This is a genomic window from Prochlorococcus marinus str. MIT 9314, assembly GCF_000760035.1.
Lineage (GTDB): Bacteria > Cyanobacteriota > Cyanobacteriia > PCC-6307 > Cyanobiaceae > Prochlorococcus_A > Prochlorococcus_A marinus_B.
On record NZ_JNAO01000013.1, the window covers coordinates 1 to 17,662 of the forward strand.

A 17,662-nucleotide genomic window follows, 5' to 3' on the forward strand; every position below is an offset into this window, starting at 1 on the left:
ACCAGGTCTGTTTGGAGAACCAGGTCTATTTGAATTGCCTTGCCTATTAAAGGAGCCAGGTCTGCCTTGATCTGAAGGTTTGTTTCTTAAACCAGGCCTATTGGGCATACCAGGTCTGTTTGGAGAACCAGGTCTATTTGAATTGCCTTGCCTATTAAAGGAGCCAGGTCTGCCTTGATCTGAAGGTTTGTTTCTTAAACCAGGCCTATTGGGCATACCAGGTCTGTTGGGAGAACCAGGTCTGTTTGATGTAGTTTGTTTAAAAGCAATGTTTTGCCTATGATTATTTTGCTTATTAGGATTTATTTTTGGATCTTCTCTTCTAATTGGAGCTCCTACAAGCTCAGGGGTCTTCATTCTATTATCAAAATTTTTTGTTTTAGGTTTGTTGGTATTTTGATCAGGTTTGTTCGATAGTCGTCTTTTATCCCCTGCACTGGAGATGTTCTGGGAAGATTCATTAGATTTAACATTATTGTTAATATTTTTAGGCTTTGCAATTAATTGAATAGGTGGTTTTGCCGGACTTTTGATAGTTGGGGTTGTGTTATTTTCGAGAGTTTTTTTATCTTGGTTGAAATTTTGTGAAGGTTTTTTATTGGAATTTGTAAGATTTGATCGGGATTGTGAACTGTTAACAAAATTAGGTTTATTGGGATTTTGTAGTTGATTTGAAATTATTTTTACATTCTCAGGCTTATTAAGTGGTTTTATCAATAATGGTTTTATGTTTGAATTATCTTTGAGGGGTTTCCCTTTTTTGGGAGAGATAACAGGAGATTTATCTTCCTTGTTTTGTTTATAGTTATCTTTTTTAATTGAAGGTTTGTTAATGGAAAGTATTTTTTTATCTGAATTCTTTTTATTAATAAGATTTTTAATTTTTTTTGCCTCTTCTGCACTAATAGAACTGCTATGGCTTTTTACTGAAATTGAAAGTTTTTGAGCGGCATCAAGTATATCTTTATTTTCCAGATTTAAGTCTCTGGAAAGTTCGTAAATTCTGATTTTATCGCTGATAGTCATTTAATCTGATTTGTACTCTTTTTTTTTGAAATAGAAGAGGAATTAATTTAATTATATTCCCTTAATGGGGGTAGTTATTGTAGCTTGTAATTTCTTTTTCAAAAATTTCAATAAATTCAGTTTCTAAAGATGTTTTTAAAGCTTTTTGAAGCTTTTTTTTGATCTTTGAATCTGAGTAGCATTTTTTTGACTTGCAAATGTAAGCTGATCTCCCCATTCCCTTTTGAAGCATGATGCCTTGCTTATGATCTTTAGTAATCTTTAAAAGATCTTTCCGGTCATATGTTTTTCTACATGAAATGCATACACGCAAAACAGGGATTTGTTGTATCACCGTTTTTTCTCCTCTTTGGCGGATATTTCACCATCTTGAATAGTCTCTAATTGATCGCTATTTGAGAAGGTCTCTTCTTCATATGATTCTTGTCCATATTCATCATCATCTTCAGGAAGTGGATAAAGCTCTCTTAATCTTGCATCTTCTGCAGCACGCTCAGCTTGTTCTGCTTCTAATCTAAGCTCAGCTTCTCGCTGGAGATTTTCTTCATCTTCTCTTTGAATGATTAATTCAGAGACTGCAGCATCTTCTGCTTCTTGATCGTATTCATGTGAGTTTTTAACATCAATCTTCCAACCAGTTAATCTTGCTGCAAGTCTTACATTTTGTCCTTCTCTACCTATTGCGAGACTTAACTGATCGGGAGGAACTAGTACATGAGCATGTTGACCTTCTGGGTCAACGAGTCTCACAAGATCGACTTTCGCAGGACTTAGGGAGTTTAAAATATATTGTATTGGGTCAGATGACCATTTAATAACATCAATTTTTTCTCCTCTTAATTCATTTACTACTTGTTGGATTCTTGCCCCTCTCGCTCCTATACAAGCACCTACAGGGTCAACTTCTTGTTCAACACTATCTACAGCTACTTTCGTTCTTGGCCCAACAGCTCTTGAAGGAGGATTCGCTTCTCTTGAAACAGCAACAATTTTTATTGTACCTTCTTGAATTTCTGGAACTTCATTTTCAAATAAATAAACGACTAATCCAGCATTTGCTCTGCTTACAAAAAGTTGTGGTCCTTTTCTGGCTATTTCGCTAACTTCTTTCAAGAATACTTTGAAAGTTGCATTAGCTCTGTAATTATCATTTGGTAATTGATCTCTTTTAGGAAGTTCGGCCTCTACTTCAGGTCTACCAATACCTGAACTAACTCCCATTATTACTGATTGTCTTTCAAATCTTATAACTCTTGCAGTTAAAACGGGATCTTCCAAATCTGCAAATTCTTCTTGGATCATTTTTCTTTGTTGATCTCTTAATTTTTGCGCTAAAACTTGCTTTGTGGTTGAAGCAGCCATTCGTCCAAAATCCTCTTTTTCTGGAGTAACGTCTAAAACAACCGTGTCTCCTATTTGAGCATCATCAGCCACTTGTTTAACTTCTACCAAAGATATTTGATGATCTTCGCTTTCAACTTCTTCCACAATTATCTTACTTGATAGAATCCTATAACCTTCTTCATCTAGATCTAGTCCAACATCAAAATTACTAAAGTATTCTTCATCAAATGGATCTTCGTTAATTCCAATGTAAAAAGTTCTTCTATATTTTTCGTATCCTTTTAATAAGGCTTCGCGCAAGGCTGCTTCTACGATATTAGGAGGTAACTTTTTTTCCTCACTAATATCTTCAATAAGATTGTTTAAACCTGGGAGAATAACTAATGCCATCTATGATGGGAAAATTGAATAATGTTTGAAAAATAATTAATCTTTTAAGGTACAAAGACTAATTTTTAATACTTCATCGAAAGGGATTTTCTTTATCCTACCTTTAATGTTAATGGCTAAATAATCATTAGACTTTTCATAAAGTAAACCATTCACGAATTTTATTTTTGAATTCTTTTGGTTTAACTCAACATTAACTGGAAAACCCTTAAAAGTTTTGAAGTCTCTTTCTGAGGTTAATTCATCACTGACCCCTTGACTACTAATTTCTAACACATATGAACAATTTAAAAGATTTGATTTTTCTATCTCGTCAGATGCTGGGTTATTAAATAGCGCACAATCATCTAAGGAAATGTCATTCCCATTAGTTTTTCTTATAGTTATTTCAATAACAATTGGAATTTGATTGGTTTGTATATTTAAACCGCAGATTTCTAAATCCCTTTCATTAGCAACTTTTTTTATTAGAGCCTCTAGTTTACTTTTGTTTTCTTTATTCAAATTTATTTATAAATCTATTTAAAATTTATTTTCACACATTAAAGAAGTTTTTTCTATAGAAAAAAATTTAAAATTTGTATTTTATGGATGTAAACAAAAAAACAACAATAATCCTTTTCTTCAATTAGATTTATCAAATAAAGTTAAAAATATTAATTAAATGAAGTTTCTCAAGATTAAATTTATTAATTTAATCCAAACATTCTTTATTATTTGTTTTTGTGTACTCAGTTTATTTCAAAATTCTCATGTTTTAGCTTTAACTTCTTTTGAAGGTAATAACTTCGTATCTTCTGCAGTTAAAAAAATCAGTCCTGCAGTAGTAAAAATTGACACTGAGCGGTTGGTAGAAAGGCAGCAATTTGATCCTAATTTACTTGATCCTTTATTAAGAGATTTACTTGGCGACCAAGGAATTACTCCTGAAAGAGAAAGAGGACAAGGCTCTGGAGTGATCATTAATGATAATGGTTTGGTCCTTACAAATGCTCATGTCGTGGAAAGAGTGGATAATGTTTTAGTTACTTTGGCAGATGGATCTATTTGTGATGGTCAAGTTTTGGGCACAGATGCAGTAACTGATCTAGCTTTAGTAAAAATTGATGAAGATGCTTATTATAGTTTTGCTCCACTTGGAAATTCTGAAGATCTTGAAGTTGGGGATTGGGCAATAGCTCTTGGTACTCCCTATGGTCTTGAAAAAACAGTTACCTTAGGGATTGTTAGCAGTCTGCACAGAGACATTAATAGTTTGGGGTTTTCAGATAAAAGGCTAGATCTGATTCAGACTGATGCGGCAATAAATCCTGGAAATTCTGGCGGTCCACTCATAAATTCAAATGGTGAGGTAATAGGAATCAATACATTAGTAAGAAGTGGTCCTGGAGCTGGTTTGGGTTTTGCGATTCCTATTAATCTAGCTAAAAGTGTTTCTGATCAGCTTCTTAAAAATGGGAAAGTTATACATCCATATTTGGGTGTACAATTGATTTCTTTAAATCCTAGAATTGCTAAAGAACATAATCGAGACCCCAATTCGCTAGTTCAATTACCTGAAAGAAACGGAGCTCTAATTCAATCAGTAATACCCAATAGCCCAGCTGAAAAAGCTGGTTTAAGACGAGGTGATTTAGTAATAGCAGCTGAAAATTTATCTATAAAAGAACCTAAAGCTTTACTGGATGAAGTAGAAAAAGCTCAGATAGGAAAAGTCTTGCTCTTAAATATTTTGAGAGATAATAAGGAGATACAGATAAATATTAAACCAGAACCTCTTCCAGGTTTGACATAAAGCCCCCATTGAAATTTAATAATTTATAACCATTAGAGAAAAGATTTTGGATACACAAACTCAAATGAAACAAGTAGTTGCTGATGCAGCAATAAGTGAAGTAAAGAGTGACATGGTTCTCGGATTAGGATCTGGATCTACAGCTGCGTTAATGATAAAAAGCCTTGCTGATGAAATACGTTCCGGAAAACTTCAAAATATAAGAGGTGTTGCAACTTCTTTTCAATCAGAAGTTTTAGCGCTTGAACTGGATATCCCGCTTATCGATTTAGCTTCTCTTTCTCAAATTGATTTAGCTATCGATGGAGCAGATGAAGTTGATCCAGGATTTCAATTAATTAAAGGAGGAGGAGCATGCCATGTTAGAGAAAAGTTAGTGGCATCTAAAGCTAATCAATTATTGATTGTTGTTGATGAAACTAAACTTGTACAAAATCTAAATAAATCTTTCCCTTTGCCTGTAGAAGTTCTTCCAAATGCTTGGAAGCAAGTTCAGGAAGTCATTTCAGAAATGAATGGCAATTCTTCTTTAAGAATGGCTACTAAAAAAGCTGGCCCAGTTGTTACTGACCAAGGAAACCTCATCCTAGATGTTTTTTTTAATGATGGTATTAAAAATCCAAAAGACATTGAAATGAAGATTAATAATATTCCTGGAGTATTAGAAAATGGATTATTTGTTGATCTTACAGACAAAGTATTAGTTGGTAAAATTGAAAACAACATTCCAGTCGTTTACTCACCCTCAAGAGCTAGCTAATCTTCAAATCTTATTTGTACAGAGTTAGCGTGGCTATGTAATCCCTCACTTTTAGCAAGATTAATAATATCAAGGCTATTAACTTTTAAACTTTCTTCATTAAATTCTATTATTGAAGTATTTTTCATAAAAGTTTCAACCCCTAAAGAACCACTAAATCTAGAATTACCTGACGTGGGTAAAGTATGATTTGGTCCAGCAAGATAATCTCCAACAGCTTCTGGGGTCCATTGTCCCAAAAATATCGCTCCTGCGTTTTCTATACCTGCGAGAATTTTTTTTGAATCTACAGTAAGAATTTCAAGATGTTCAGGGGCAAAGTTATTGCTTAGTTCAACACATGATTCGTTATTTTCGCAAATCACAATTAGACCCCAATTTTTTATTGATTGCATGCAAATTTCTTTTCTTGGATGATCATCTATTTTTTTATAAAGTTCTTCTAAAACTTCTTTTGCCTGGTTTTTTGATGTAGTGAGAAGTATCGATGAAGCTAAAGGATCATGTTCTGCTTGCGCTAGTAGATCAGATGCTATATGAGTGCTTTGAGCTGTTTCATCTGCAATGATTAATATTTCACTTGGACCAGCTAAAGAATCAATCCCTGTAGAGCCATAAATGAGTTTTTTCGCAGTTGTAACATATATATTTCCTGGACCTGAAATAACATCAACTTTATTGATTTGATTTGTGCCAAATGCTAAAGCACCAATTGCTTGAGCTCCTCCAATTCTAAATACTTTACTGACCCCTGATAAGTGAGCTGCAGCTAAAACAGTTTTGTTTATTTCCCCTTCTTTATTCCCAGGAGATACCATTATAATTTCTTCTACTCCTGCTACTTTTGCAGGTATTGCATTCATCAATACCGTACTTGGATAAGCAGCTCTACCTCCAGGAATATAAATACCTGCATTTTTAACTGGCCTCCATCTTCTTTGGACGATATCACCATATTCACCTTTTATAGTGAAAGATTGAGGAATTTCTTTTTCATGGAATTTTTGAATTCTTTTATGAGCTACCACAAGTGATTGCTTCAAATTGTTATCAATTTCGTCCCATGAATTCTTTATTTGATCCCTACTCACTTGCATGGGGTCAGGGTCGAAACCATCAAATTTTTTTGTATATTTTTCTACTGCTACATCTCCAGAAATTTTCACCTCTTTAAGAATTCCTTCAACAATTGTGTTTATCTTATTATTGTTATCTGAATTAGTTCGAGTAGAAATCCTTTTTAATTCTTCAATAGCTTCTTCTTTATTATTTATGATCTTCATTTGCTTAATTTTTTCAAATAGAAAGGCTCAAAACCAAGTTTAATAACTTCTAAATTATATATGATTGATTTGTAGTCGATTTATTTGTTATGATAAATATCTTCTATTTATGCATACTCTGTGGCCAACAACAAATCAGCAAAAAAGAGAATACAAATTGCCGAAAGAAATCGTTTAATAAATAAGTCATATAAATCTACTGTTAGGACTTTAACCAAAAAAACCTTAGAGAACTGCGAAAAATATGCAAAAAACCCTAATGAAGATAACAAAAATTTAGTGAAAACAAGTCTTAATAAAACTTTTAGCTTAATTGATAAAGCAATTAAAAAAAATGTTCTTCACAAGAATAACGGTGCTAATAAAAAATCGAAAATCAACAATTTTGTAAAAACTACTCTTACCACAAAGTAAAAAGACAGATCATATTATGAGCGATATAGAACTCATAGACTCCCACTGTCATTTAATATTTGAAAATTTTGAGAAAGATCTTGAAGACGTTGTTTTAAGATTGCGTTCAAGAGGTGTAAGAAAATTAGTTCATGCTTGTTGTGATTTAACAGAAATTCCAAAGTTGAAAAAAATATCCCATGATTTTAATGAAATTTACTATTCAGTTGGTTTGCATCCTTTAGAAGCAAAAAAATGGGAAAAAAGTTCAAAATCTCTTCTAAGAAAATCAGCTCTAGAAGATAGACGAGTTGTAGCTATAGGGGAATTAGGTTTGGATTTTTTTAAAAATGAAAATAAAACTCAGCAGATTGAAGCACTTATTCCGCAAATGGAGTTAGCTTATGAACTGCAATTGCCTGTAATTATCCATTGCAGAGATGCTGCAAATGAAATGATTGAAATTTGTAGTGATCTCTCTAAAAAAGGAAAATGTCCTAATGGTGTACTTCATTGTTGGACAGGAACTCAAAAAGAAATGAAGCAATTTTTGAAGCTTGGATTTTACATAAGTTTTAGTGGTATAGTCACTTTCCCAAAAGCACATGAAATTCATGAGTGTGCCAAAATAGTTCCAAATGATAAATACTTAATTGAAACTGACTCACCATTTTTAGCGCCTGTCCCTTTCAGAGGTAAAAGAAATGAACCTGCATTTGTTGAAAATGTTGCCAATTATATGGCAGTTTTAAGATCTACTGAATTAACCACAATTGCTAAAGAATCATATAAGAATGCTGAAGATTTGTTTAAATTTGACTTGTTAAGTAGACGCAGCAGCTGTTAATATTAAGAATTACTGGAAATTTTTCTTAATTTTTTTGACTTTAACTTGCACAGTTAATGATTTATCAACATTAAACAAAATTTAATTCTTCTGTATTAGATGGTTTATTTGTTGAAATCGAGATTTATTTGTTGATTTCATTTTAAGTGAAATGTTAAAGAACTAATTTATTGAGTAGATTTAAAGTAAATAGTAAATCTCACAAAATCGCAGTTTTCTTGGATGAGCAGTAGCGCTTTACAGGTAGCAAAAACAGCTACTTATCTACCAGATTTAGTTGAAGTACAAAGAGCAAGCTTTAAATGGTTTTTGGAAAAGGGTTTAATAGAAGAATTACAAAATTTTTCTCCCATTTCTGATTACACAGGTAAACTAGAATTACATTTTATCGGCGAAGAGTACAGGTTAAAAAGACCTAGACATGATGTTGAGGAAGCCAAAAGAAGAGATGCTACATTTGCATCCCAAATGTACGTAATTTGCAGATTAATTAATAAAGAGACAGGGGAAATTAAGGAACAAGAAGTATTTATTGGCGAATTACCATTAATGACTGAAAGAGGAACTTTCATTATCAATGGTGCCGAAAGAGTTATTGTTAATCAAATTGTTCGAAGTCCCGGAGTATATTTCAAAGATGAACTGGATAAAAATGGTCGAAGAACTTACAATGCTAGCGTTATTCCTAATAGAGGAGCATGGTTAAAATTTGAGACTGACAAAAATAATTTACTTTATGTGAGAGTTGATAAAACTAGAAAAATTAATGCTCATGTACTTATGAGAGCGATGGGCCTTTCAGATAATGATGTGGTCGATAAACTTAGGCATCCCGAATTTTATCAAAACTCAATTGATTCAGCTAATGACGAGGGTATTAATTCAGAAGATCAGGCATTACTTGAACTATACAAGAAGCTACGTCCTGGTGAACCACCCTCTGTTTCTGGCGGACAACAGTTATTACACAGTAGATTCTTTGATCCCAAAAGATATGATTTAGGCCGAGTCGGTAGATATAAAATAAATAAAAAATTGAGACTTACCGTTCCAGATGATGTTAGAACACTTACCCATGAGGATGTTCTTTCTACCATTGATTATTTAATTAATCTTGAGTTGGATATTGGCGGCGCTAGTTTGGATGATATTGACCATCTTGGTAATCGAAGAGTTAGATCTGTAGGAGAACTTCTTCAAAATCAAGTAAGGGTGGGACTTAATCGTTTAGAGAGAATTATCAAAGAAAGAATGACTGTGGGAGAAACAGATTCTTTAACTCCCGCTCAACTAGTCAATCCCAAACCTTTGGTTGCTGCCATAAAGGAATTTTTTGGCTCTAGTCAATTAAGTCAGTTCATGGATCAAACTAATCCTTTAGCTGAATTAACACACAAGAGAAGAATCTCAGCATTAGGTCCAGGCGGTTTAACTCGTGAAAGAGCAGGCTTTGCGGTAAGAGATATTCACCCTTCACATTATGGAAGATTATGTCCTATCGAGACTCCTGAAGGTCCTAATGCAGGACTTATAAATTCTTTAGCTACCCATGCAAGAGTTAATGAGTACGGTTTTATTGAAACGCCTTTTTGGGAAGTTAATAACGGTAAAGTTCATAAGGAAGGTAATCCGGTTTATCTTTCAGCTGATTTAGAAGATGAGTGTAGGGTTGCGCCAGGAGACGTAGCAACTGACAAGGACGGCAATATAATTGCAGATCTAATACCAGTAAGATATAGACAGGATTTTGAAAAAGTACCTCCTCACCAAGTTGATTACGTTCAGCTTTCTCCAGTTCAGGTAATTTCAGTTGCTACTTCACTTATTCCTTTTCTAGAACATGATGATGCTAATAGAGCTCTCATGGGATCTAATATGCAACGCCAAGCCGTTCCATTACTAAGGCCAGAACGTCCTTTAGTTGGGACAGGTTTAGAATCTCAAGTTGCAAGAGATTCGGGAATGGTTCCCATAACAAAAGTCAATGGAACTGTATCTTATGTAGATGCTAATGAGATTGTCGTTAAAGATGATAATGGTAATGAACATTTTCACTATCTTCAGAAATATCAAAGATCAAATCAAGATACCTGCCTCAACCAAAGGCCTATAGTGAAAATTGGAGATAAAGTTATATCTGGTCAGGTTTTAGCAGATGGATCCGCATGTGAAGGAGGGGAAATAGCACTTGGTCAAAACGTTTTAATTGCCTACATGCCCTGGGAAGGATACAACTACGAAGATGCCATACTTGTTAGCGAGAGAATGGTAACTGACGATTTATATACCTCAGTACATATTGAAAAATATGAAATTGAAGCAAGACAAACGAAGCTAGGACCTGAAGAAATCACAAGAGAGATTCCTAATATTTCTGAAGAAAGCTTGAATAATCTTGATGAGATGGGAATTATTAGGATTGGTGCTTTTGTCGAGAGTGGAGATATTCTTGTAGGGAAAGTGACTCCAAAAGGGGAATCAGACCAACCCCCTGAAGAAAAACTGTTAAGAGCTATTTTCGGTGAAAAGGCTCGAGATGTGAGAGATAATTCCCTAAGGGTACCTAAAACTGAAAAGGGAAGGGTGTTGGATGTTCGTATTTATACAAGAGAACAAGGTGATGAATTACCTCCTGGGGCCAACATGGTTGTTAGAGTTTATGTAGCTCAGAGGAGAAAGATTCAAGTGGGTGACAAAATGGCTGGGAGGCATGGGAATAAAGGAATAATTAGCAGAATCTTACCAAGAGAAGATATGCCTTATTTACCTGATGGAACCCCTGTGGACATAGTTCTTAATCCTTTAGGAGTACCAAGTAGGATGAATGTTGGTCAAGTGTTTGAATTATTGATGGGCTGGGCAGCCTCTAACTTAAATTGCCGGGTTAAAGTTGTTCCATTTGATGAAATGTATGGTGCTGAAAAATCACATCAAACTGTTCAAGCATTTTTAGAGGAAGCTTCAAAACAGCCAGGTAAAGCATGGGTTTACAATCCTGAAGATCCTGGGAAGTTATTACTTAAAGATGGTAGAACAGGGGAACCATTCGATCAGCCAGTTGCTGTGGGATACTCTCACTTCCTTAAATTAGTCCATTTGGTTGATGATAAAATTCATGCAAGATCTACTGGTCCTTACTCTTTGGTTACGCAGCAACCCTTGGGCGGTAAAGCTCAGCAAGGTGGACAAAGGCTTGGGGAAATGGAAGTATGGGCACTTGAAGCTTACGGAGCCGCTTATACTCTTCAGGAATTGTTAACAGTTAAATCCGATGATATGCAAGGAAGAAATGAAGCGCTTAATGCGATCGTAAAAGGTAAACCGATCCCAAGGCCTGGTACTCCTGAGTCATTTAAAGTTCTCATGAGGGAATTACAATCTTTAGGCTTGGATATAGGGGTTTATACAGACGAAGGAAAAGAGGTAGATTTAATGCAAGACGTTAATCCGAGAAGAAATACTCCATCGAGACCGACTTACGAATCACTCGGAACCTCTGAATATGAGGAAGATTAAATACTCAATTAAAACTTTTTAATTAAAAATCGCCTAAAATGACAAACAGCAACTTAAGAACTGAAAATCACTTTGATTACGTCAAAATTTCAATAGCTTCTCCACAGAGAATAATGGATTGGGGTCAGAGGACATTACCCAATGGACAAGTAGTTGGTGAAGTTACGAAACCTGAAACTATCAATTACAGGACACTTAAACCAGAAATGGATGGATTATTTTGTGAAAAGATTTTTGGGCCATCTAAAGATTGGGAATGCCATTGTGGAAAGTATAAGAGAGTAAGACATCGCGGCATTGTTTGTGAGAGATGTGGGGTTGAAGTAACTGAAAGTAGAGTCAGAAGACATAGGATGGGCTACATAAAACTCGCTGCACCAGTTTCTCATGTTTGGTATTTGAAAGGAATCCCCAGTTATGTAGCAATACTGTTGGATATTCCGCTCAGGGATGTAGAACAAATAGTTTATTTTAATTGTTATGTCGTCTTAGATCCAGGAGATCATAAAGAACTTAAATATAAGCAATTACTCACTGAGGATGAATGGCTGGAAATTGAAGATGAAATTTATGCTGAAGATTCAACTATAGAAAATGAACCTTTTGTTGGAATTGGTGCTGAGGCACTGAAGCAATTACTTGAGGACCTTGATTTAAATCAGGTTGCTGAGGAACTGAGAGAAGAAATTACTAATAGCAAAGGGCAAAAGAGGGCAAAACTTATAAAAAGGATAAGAGTTATTGATAATTTCATTGCAACTAATGCAAAACCAGAATGGATGGTTTTAGATGCAATACCAGTTATACCTCCTGATCTTAGACCTATGGTTCAGCTTGACGGAGGAAGATTTGCAACTTCAGATTTAAATGATTTATATAGAAGAGTTATAAATAGAAATAATAGACTAGCTAGGCTTCAAGAAATTTTAGCTCCTGAAATTATAGTAAGAAATGAAAAAAGAATGCTTCAGGAGGCAGTTGATGCCCTTATAGATAATGGCAGAAGAGGGAGGACGGTTGTTGGAGCAAATAATCGAGCTCTTAAGTCCTTAAGTGACATAATTGAAGGAAAACAAGGAAGATTTAGACAGAATCTTCTTGGAAAGCGTGTTGACTATTCAGGAAGATCTGTAATAGTTGTGGGTCCTAAGTTAAAAATGCATCAGTGTGGCCTCCCAAAAGAAATGGCAATAGAGCTCTTTCAGCCTTTTGTAATCCATAGATTGATACGACAAAATATTGTGAATAATATTAAAGCTGCAAAAAAATTAATACAAAAAGCTGATGACGAAGTTATGCAGGTACTTCAGGAAGTTATTGAAGGTCATCCAATACTCTTAAATAGAGCTCCTACGCTGCATCGTTTAGGAATTCAAGCTTTTGAACCGAAATTAGTTGGAGGTAGAGCAATACAACTTCATCCTTTGGTTTGTCCTGCATTCAATGCTGACTTTGATGGAGATCAAATGGCAGTTCATGTTCCTTTAGCTTTAGAGGCACAAACTGAAGCACGCATGCTTATGTTGGCTAGTAATAATATTCTTTCTCCTGCTACTGGGGAACCAATTGTGACTCCATCACAAGATATGGTTTTAGGATCTTATTATCTGACGGCTTTGCAACCGAATTATCAAAAACCAGAATTTGGAGATAATAAGACTACTTTTGCTTCATTAGAAGATGTCATTTTTGCCTTTGAAGATAAAAGACTCAGCTTGCATGAATGGGTTTGGGTTAGATTTAATGGAGAAGTTGAAGATGAAGAAGAAATGCTTAGCCCACAAAAAACTAAAGAGCTAGAAGATGGCTCAAGATTAGAAATCTGGAATTTAAGAAGAGATAGATTTGACTCTGATAATAATTTAATAAGTAGATTTGTGCTGACAACTGTTGGGAGAGTAGTTATGAACTATACCATCATCGATTCTGTATCTCAAACGTAATCTTTAAGAACTATTTTTCACTTATTTAAAAATCATGACTTCATCTAAACCTAAAAAAACATCCAGAGTACGTAAAACTACTAAAAACTCAAAAAAGAACAATCCAGTTAAAATGCCTGCGCTCGCTAAAACGCCTCCATCATTTAAAAATAAGGTAGTTGATAAGAAAGCCTTAAAAAATTTAGTCTCCTGGGCTTATAAAACTCATGGAACAGCTATAACTGCAGCCATGGCAGATAATCTAAAGGATTTAGGATTTAAATATGCTACCCAAGCTGCGGTCTCTATATCAGTAGATGACTTAAAAGTACCTGAAGCTAAGCAAGATTTAATAGGACAAGCTGAAGAACAAATATCTGCTACAGAAGAATGCTATAGACTTGGTGAAATTACCGAAGTTGAAAGGCACACAAAAGTTATAGATACCTGGACTGAAACTAATGAAAGATTGGTAGATGCTGTAAAGAATAATTTTAATCAAAATGATCCACTAAATTCCGTTTGGATGATGGCTAATTCAGGAGCAAGAGGTAATATGTCTCAGGTAAGACAACTTGTTGGTATGAGGGGATTGATGGCTAATCCTCAAGGAGAAATCATTGACCTTCCAATAAGAACTAATTTTAGAGAAGGACTTACTGTTACTGAATATGTAATTTCTTCTTATGGAGCAAGGAAAGGTTTGGTGGATACTGCCTTAAGAACTGCAGACTCTGGTTATTTGACTCGAAGATTAGTTGATGTTGCTCAAGATGTAATTGTACGAGAAGAAGATTGTGGAACGGAACGATCAATAGTTATTGAAGCTGAAGATGGTAAATTTGGGGCAAGGCTTCTTGGTAGGCTTACAGCTGAGGATATTTTTGATGCTGAAGAAAACCTTGTTGTTCCTCAAAACACTGCTATAGATCCTTCATTGTCGCTAGAAATTGAGAAATCATCTATTCGTGAAGTAAAAATAAGATCCCCATTAACATGTGAAGCCAACCGATCAGTTTGTAGGAGGTGCTACGGATGGGCGTTGGCTCATAATCATTTGGTTGATTTAGGCGAGGCAGTTGGAATTATTGCTGCTCAATCCATTGGCGAGCCAGGAACTCAATTGACAATGAGAACTTTCCATACTGGAGGTGTATCAACTGCCGAAAGTGGAGTTGTAAGATCAAAAATTTCTGGTAAGGTTGAATTTAGTTCAAAAGCAAAGATTAGAGGTTATAGAACTCCACATGGCGTAGAAGCAAAACAAGCGGAAGTTGATTTTATAGTCAAGATAGTTCCTCAAGGAAATAATTCTGGCAAAGCTCAAAAAATTGAAGTTTCTAGTGGATCGCTTTTATTTGTAGATGACGGTGAAGAAATTAGTTCTGATATAACTGTTGCACAGATTACTGCTGGAGCCGTTAAAAAGAGTGTTGAAAAAGCAACTAAAGATGTTGTTTGTGATTTAGCTGGTCAAGTTAAGTACGACAAGGTTATTCAACCAAAGGAGGTAACAGATAGGCAGGGTAACATTACCTTAAAAGCTCAAAGATTAGGCAGATTGTGGGTTTTAGCTGGAGATGTATATAACTTGCCACCAAATGCGAGACCGGTTGTATCATCTGGAAAATCTGTAGATGAAGGGACAGTTTTGGCAGAAGCAAGTCAATCAAGTGAGTTTGGCGGACAAGTTCGATTAAGAGAATCAATAGGAGATTCAAGAGAAGTTCAGATAGTTACTACTTCAATGTCCTTAACTAATTTTAAATTAATTGAAGAAACTACTCACTCAGGTCAAATATATAATTTGGAATCTAGTGAAGGAACATCTTATCGTTTAAACGTTTCCCCAGGAAGTAAAATCAGTAATGGTGAGGTAATAGCAGATTTAACGGATGAAAGGTTCCGCACTAAAACTGGTGGTCTAGTAAAATATGCACCGGGATTAAGCGTCAAAAAAGCGAGATCATCTAAGAATGGTTTTGAAGTAAGTCAGGGAGGGACATTGCTCTGGATTCCGCAAGAAACACATGAAATCAATAAGGATATATCTCTTCTAATGATTGAAGATATGAAATGGATTGAAGCTGGAACAGAAGTTGTAAAAGATATTTTTAGTCAAACATCTGGCATTGTAAGTGTTACTCAAAAAAATGATATCCTTCGCGAAATAACTGTAAGAAATGGAACTTTTCATGAGTGTGATGATGAAGAAGTTTTGAATAGATTTTCAGAAGAAGGAAATCTAGTAAATCCAGGCGAAAAGATTTTAGATGGTGTTGATAATCAAGAAATTCTATTTGTTCAAAAATTAGAAACACCTAAATGTCGAGGCTTGTTATTAAGAACCGTTGAAGAATTTACTATTCCTGACCAGGCGGAATTACCCCAGCTATCACATGTTAAACAGGAAAAAGGTCCACATTTAGGCTTAAAAGCTATCCAAAGGCTTACCTACAAAGACGGCGAATTGATAAAATCAGTTGAAGGGGTTGAATTACTTAGAACACATCTAAGTATTGAAAGTTTTAATGCTACTCCTCAGATGACTATTGACGTCGAGTCAATTGAAGATAAAAATGACAAATCAATCAATAGATTAAATTTAGTAATATTGGAGTCTATTCTTGTAAGAAGAGATACTATGTCTGATTCCAGTCACGGCTCAACACATACAGAACTGCAAGTCAATAATGACCAAATGGTAAAGGAAGGAGATGTAATAGCTACTACTCAAATTCTTTGCAAAGAGAAGGGGTTGGTTCAATTACCAAATGTTGTTGATGATGAGCCAATAAGAAGGTTAATTGTTGAAAGAGAAGAAGATAAAATTAAAATTCAAATTAGTGGTAAAGCAGTAGTTAAAGTTGGTGATCGTGTAGTTGATGGTGATCCTATTTCTGATTCTGTAAAATCAACTTCTTGTGGAGAAATAGAAGAAATTTCTAATAGTTCAGTAATCTTAAGACTTGGTAGGCCTTATATGGTTTCTCCTGATTCAGTTTTACATGTTAAAGACGGAGATTTGGTTCTTAGGGGAGATGGTTTAGCTTTACTTGTTTTTGAAAGGCAGAAAACTGGAGATATCGTACAAGGTTTACCTCGTATTGAAGAGTTATTAGAAGCTAGGAGACCTAGAGATTCAGCAATCCTATGTAAAAAATCTGGAATTGTTCAGATTAAACAAGGTAATGATGAAGAATCAGTTTCTTTATCAGTTATTGAAAAAGATGATTTAGTGAATGAATATCAACTATTAATTGGGAAAAATATAATGGTTAGTGATGGACAACAAGTTAAAGGTGGAGAATCTTTAACTGATGGTCCAATTAATCCACATGAATTATTAGATTGCTATTTTAATGATTTAAAAGATCAAAAACCTCTAATAGATGCAGCGCGAGAATCTATATCAAAATTACAAAGAAGTATGGTAGGTGAGGTACAAAATGTTTATAAGTCGCAGGGTGTAGCAATCGATGATAAGCATATTGAAGTTATTGTTAGACAGATGACAAGTAAAGTCCGTATAGAAGATGCTGGAGACACTACTCTTTTACCTGGTGAACTCATAGAGTTGAGGCAAGTTGAAGATACAAACCAAGCAATGGCAATTACAGGAGGAGCTCCAGCAGAATTTACTCCTGTTTTGTTGGGCATTACTAAAGCCTCTCTCAATACAGATAGCTTTATTTCAGCAGCATCGTTCCAAGAAACAACAAGGGTTCTTACAGAAGCTGCGATTGAAGGTAAATCTGATTGGTTAAGAGGTTTAAAAGAAAATGTTATTATCGGTAGATTAATACCTGCAGGTACAGGTTTTAGTGGTTTTGTGGAGGAATTAGCCTCAGAGGCTGGTCCTCATCCCGATATTCTTGCAGAAGAATCTGGTGGCTACAGAAGGTCACAGAACTTAAGGCCAGATTATACAGTTGATATGCCACAATCACCTGCCGTTAGCTCTACTTCAATACTTGATGATCCTAGTGATGAAGATTTGGAGACAACGAGAAATCGACATGGAATCGATCCTTCTTCGAGTAATTTTGCAGCCTTCGCAAGGCCTAATGCTGAAAATCAATTTTCTGAAGATCAATTACCAGATCCTGCCGCATTGGAGGGATTGCAGGAGGAGGGTCTTCTTTCTGATGAATAAATATTGTCTATTATTGTTTTTAGTGACTAGAATGATTTTTTGAATTTGTAAGTGATGATTAAGCCAGAGATTGTACCCAAAAGAAAATTACCCCGTTATGGTTTCCATTTTTATAATGAAAGACTTAATGGAAGAATGGCCATGATTGGTTTTATTGCCCTTATTCTTACAGAATTCTTTCTAAAACACGGTTTGCTGTTATGGTGAAAATAGTTTTTAAATAAAGACTA

General features: G+C 34.9%; 13 protein-coding genes. 8 read left to right on the forward strand and 5 right to left on the reverse strand.

Going from position 1 to position 17,662, the window contains the following annotated elements:
* The 4 genes from EU98_RS0109120 to rimP all read right to left on the reverse strand — a co-directional run.
* A partial coding sequence (locus EU98_RS0109120) for a translation initiation factor IF-2 N-terminal domain-containing protein (RefSeq protein WP_032516237.1) occupies positions 1–1,026 on the reverse strand: 1,026 nt, incomplete at its 3' end.
* Positions 1,027–1,087: 61 nt separating this feature from the next.
* The gene (locus tag EU98_RS0109125) at positions 1,088–1,360 is read right to left on the reverse strand and encodes a YlxR family protein (protein ID WP_072165468.1); all 273 of its coding nucleotides are present in this window, start codon (positions 1,358–1,360) and stop codon (positions 1,088–1,090) included.
* Positions 1,357–2,760, reverse strand: coding sequence for a transcription termination factor NusA (gene nusA / locus EU98_RS01935; protein ID WP_032516238.1), 1,404 nt, complete (start codon positions 2,758–2,760; stop codon positions 1,357–1,359). The genes EU98_RS0109125 and nusA overlap by 4 nt, the downstream gene beginning before the upstream one ends.
* 36 nt (positions 2,761–2,796) lie before the next feature.
* On the reverse strand, positions 2,797–3,264 hold the full coding sequence (gene rimP / locus EU98_RS01930; RefSeq protein ID WP_032516239.1) for a ribosome maturation factor RimP: 468 nt from the start codon (positions 3,262–3,264) through the stop codon (positions 2,797–2,799).
* A gap of 160 nt (positions 3,265–3,424) precedes the next feature.
* Here rimP and EU98_RS01925 point away from each other — a divergent pair, with 160 nt between their 5' ends.
* Both EU98_RS01925 and rpiA read left to right on the forward strand, forming a co-directional pair.
* A complete protein-coding gene (locus EU98_RS01925) occupies positions 3,425–4,555 on the forward strand; it encodes a trypsin-like peptidase domain-containing protein (protein WP_032516240.1) in 1,131 nt (376 codons plus the stop codon).
* A 46-nt stretch (positions 4,556–4,601) separates the two neighbouring features.
* Positions 4,602–5,315, forward strand: a complete 714-nt coding sequence (rpiA, locus tag EU98_RS01920; protein WP_342665656.1) for a ribose-5-phosphate isomerase RpiA — start codon at positions 4,602–4,604, stop codon at positions 5,313–5,315.
* On the opposite strand, the gene hisD is transcribed toward rpiA, so the two are convergent.
* Entirely contained in the window at positions 5,312–6,598 is a 1,287-nt protein-coding gene (gene hisD / locus EU98_RS01915; RefSeq protein ID WP_032516241.1) for a histidinol dehydrogenase, read from the reverse strand. The two genes, rpiA and hisD, sit on opposite strands and share 4 nt — an antisense overlap.
* A 120-nt stretch (positions 6,599–6,718) precedes the next feature.
* Between hisD and rpsT the strand changes: the two genes are divergently transcribed.
* The 6 genes from rpsT (at position 6,719) to EU98_RS01885 (ending at position 17,639) form a co-directional block, all read left to right on the forward strand.
* Positions 6,719–7,012 carry a 30S ribosomal protein S20 gene (rpsT, locus tag EU98_RS01910; RefSeq protein ID WP_032516242.1) on the forward strand — a complete coding sequence of 98 codons (294 nt, stop codon included), beginning with the start codon at positions 6,719–6,721 and terminating at the stop codon, positions 7,010–7,012.
* A gap of 16 nt (positions 7,013–7,028) precedes the next feature.
* Positions 7,029–7,838: a TatD family hydrolase gene (locus EU98_RS01905; protein WP_032516243.1), complete on the forward strand. Its 810-nt coding sequence runs from the start codon at positions 7,029–7,031 to the stop codon at positions 7,836–7,838.
* 222 nt (positions 7,839–8,060) lie between these two features.
* Positions 8,061–11,354, forward strand: coding sequence for a DNA-directed RNA polymerase subunit beta (gene rpoB / locus EU98_RS01900; protein ID WP_032516244.1), 3,294 nt, complete (start codon positions 8,061–8,063; stop codon positions 11,352–11,354).
* A gap of 38 nt (positions 11,355–11,392) precedes the next feature.
* On the forward strand, positions 11,393–13,297 hold the full coding sequence (locus EU98_RS01895; RefSeq protein WP_032516245.1) for a DNA-directed RNA polymerase subunit gamma: 1,905 nt from the start codon (positions 11,393–11,395) through the stop codon (positions 13,295–13,297).
* 34 nt (positions 13,298–13,331) lie between these two features.
* Positions 13,332–17,432, forward strand: a complete 4,101-nt coding sequence (locus tag EU98_RS01890; RefSeq protein WP_032516246.1) for a DNA-directed RNA polymerase subunit beta' — start codon at positions 13,332–13,334, stop codon at positions 17,430–17,432.
* A gap of 54 nt (positions 17,433–17,486) precedes the next feature.
* Positions 17,487–17,639 (forward strand): high light inducible protein, encoded by a 153-nt coding sequence (locus EU98_RS01885; protein ID WP_011863593.1) that lies wholly within the window; start codon positions 17,487–17,489, stop codon positions 17,637–17,639.
* Positions 17,640–17,662: the final 23 nt, after the last annotated feature.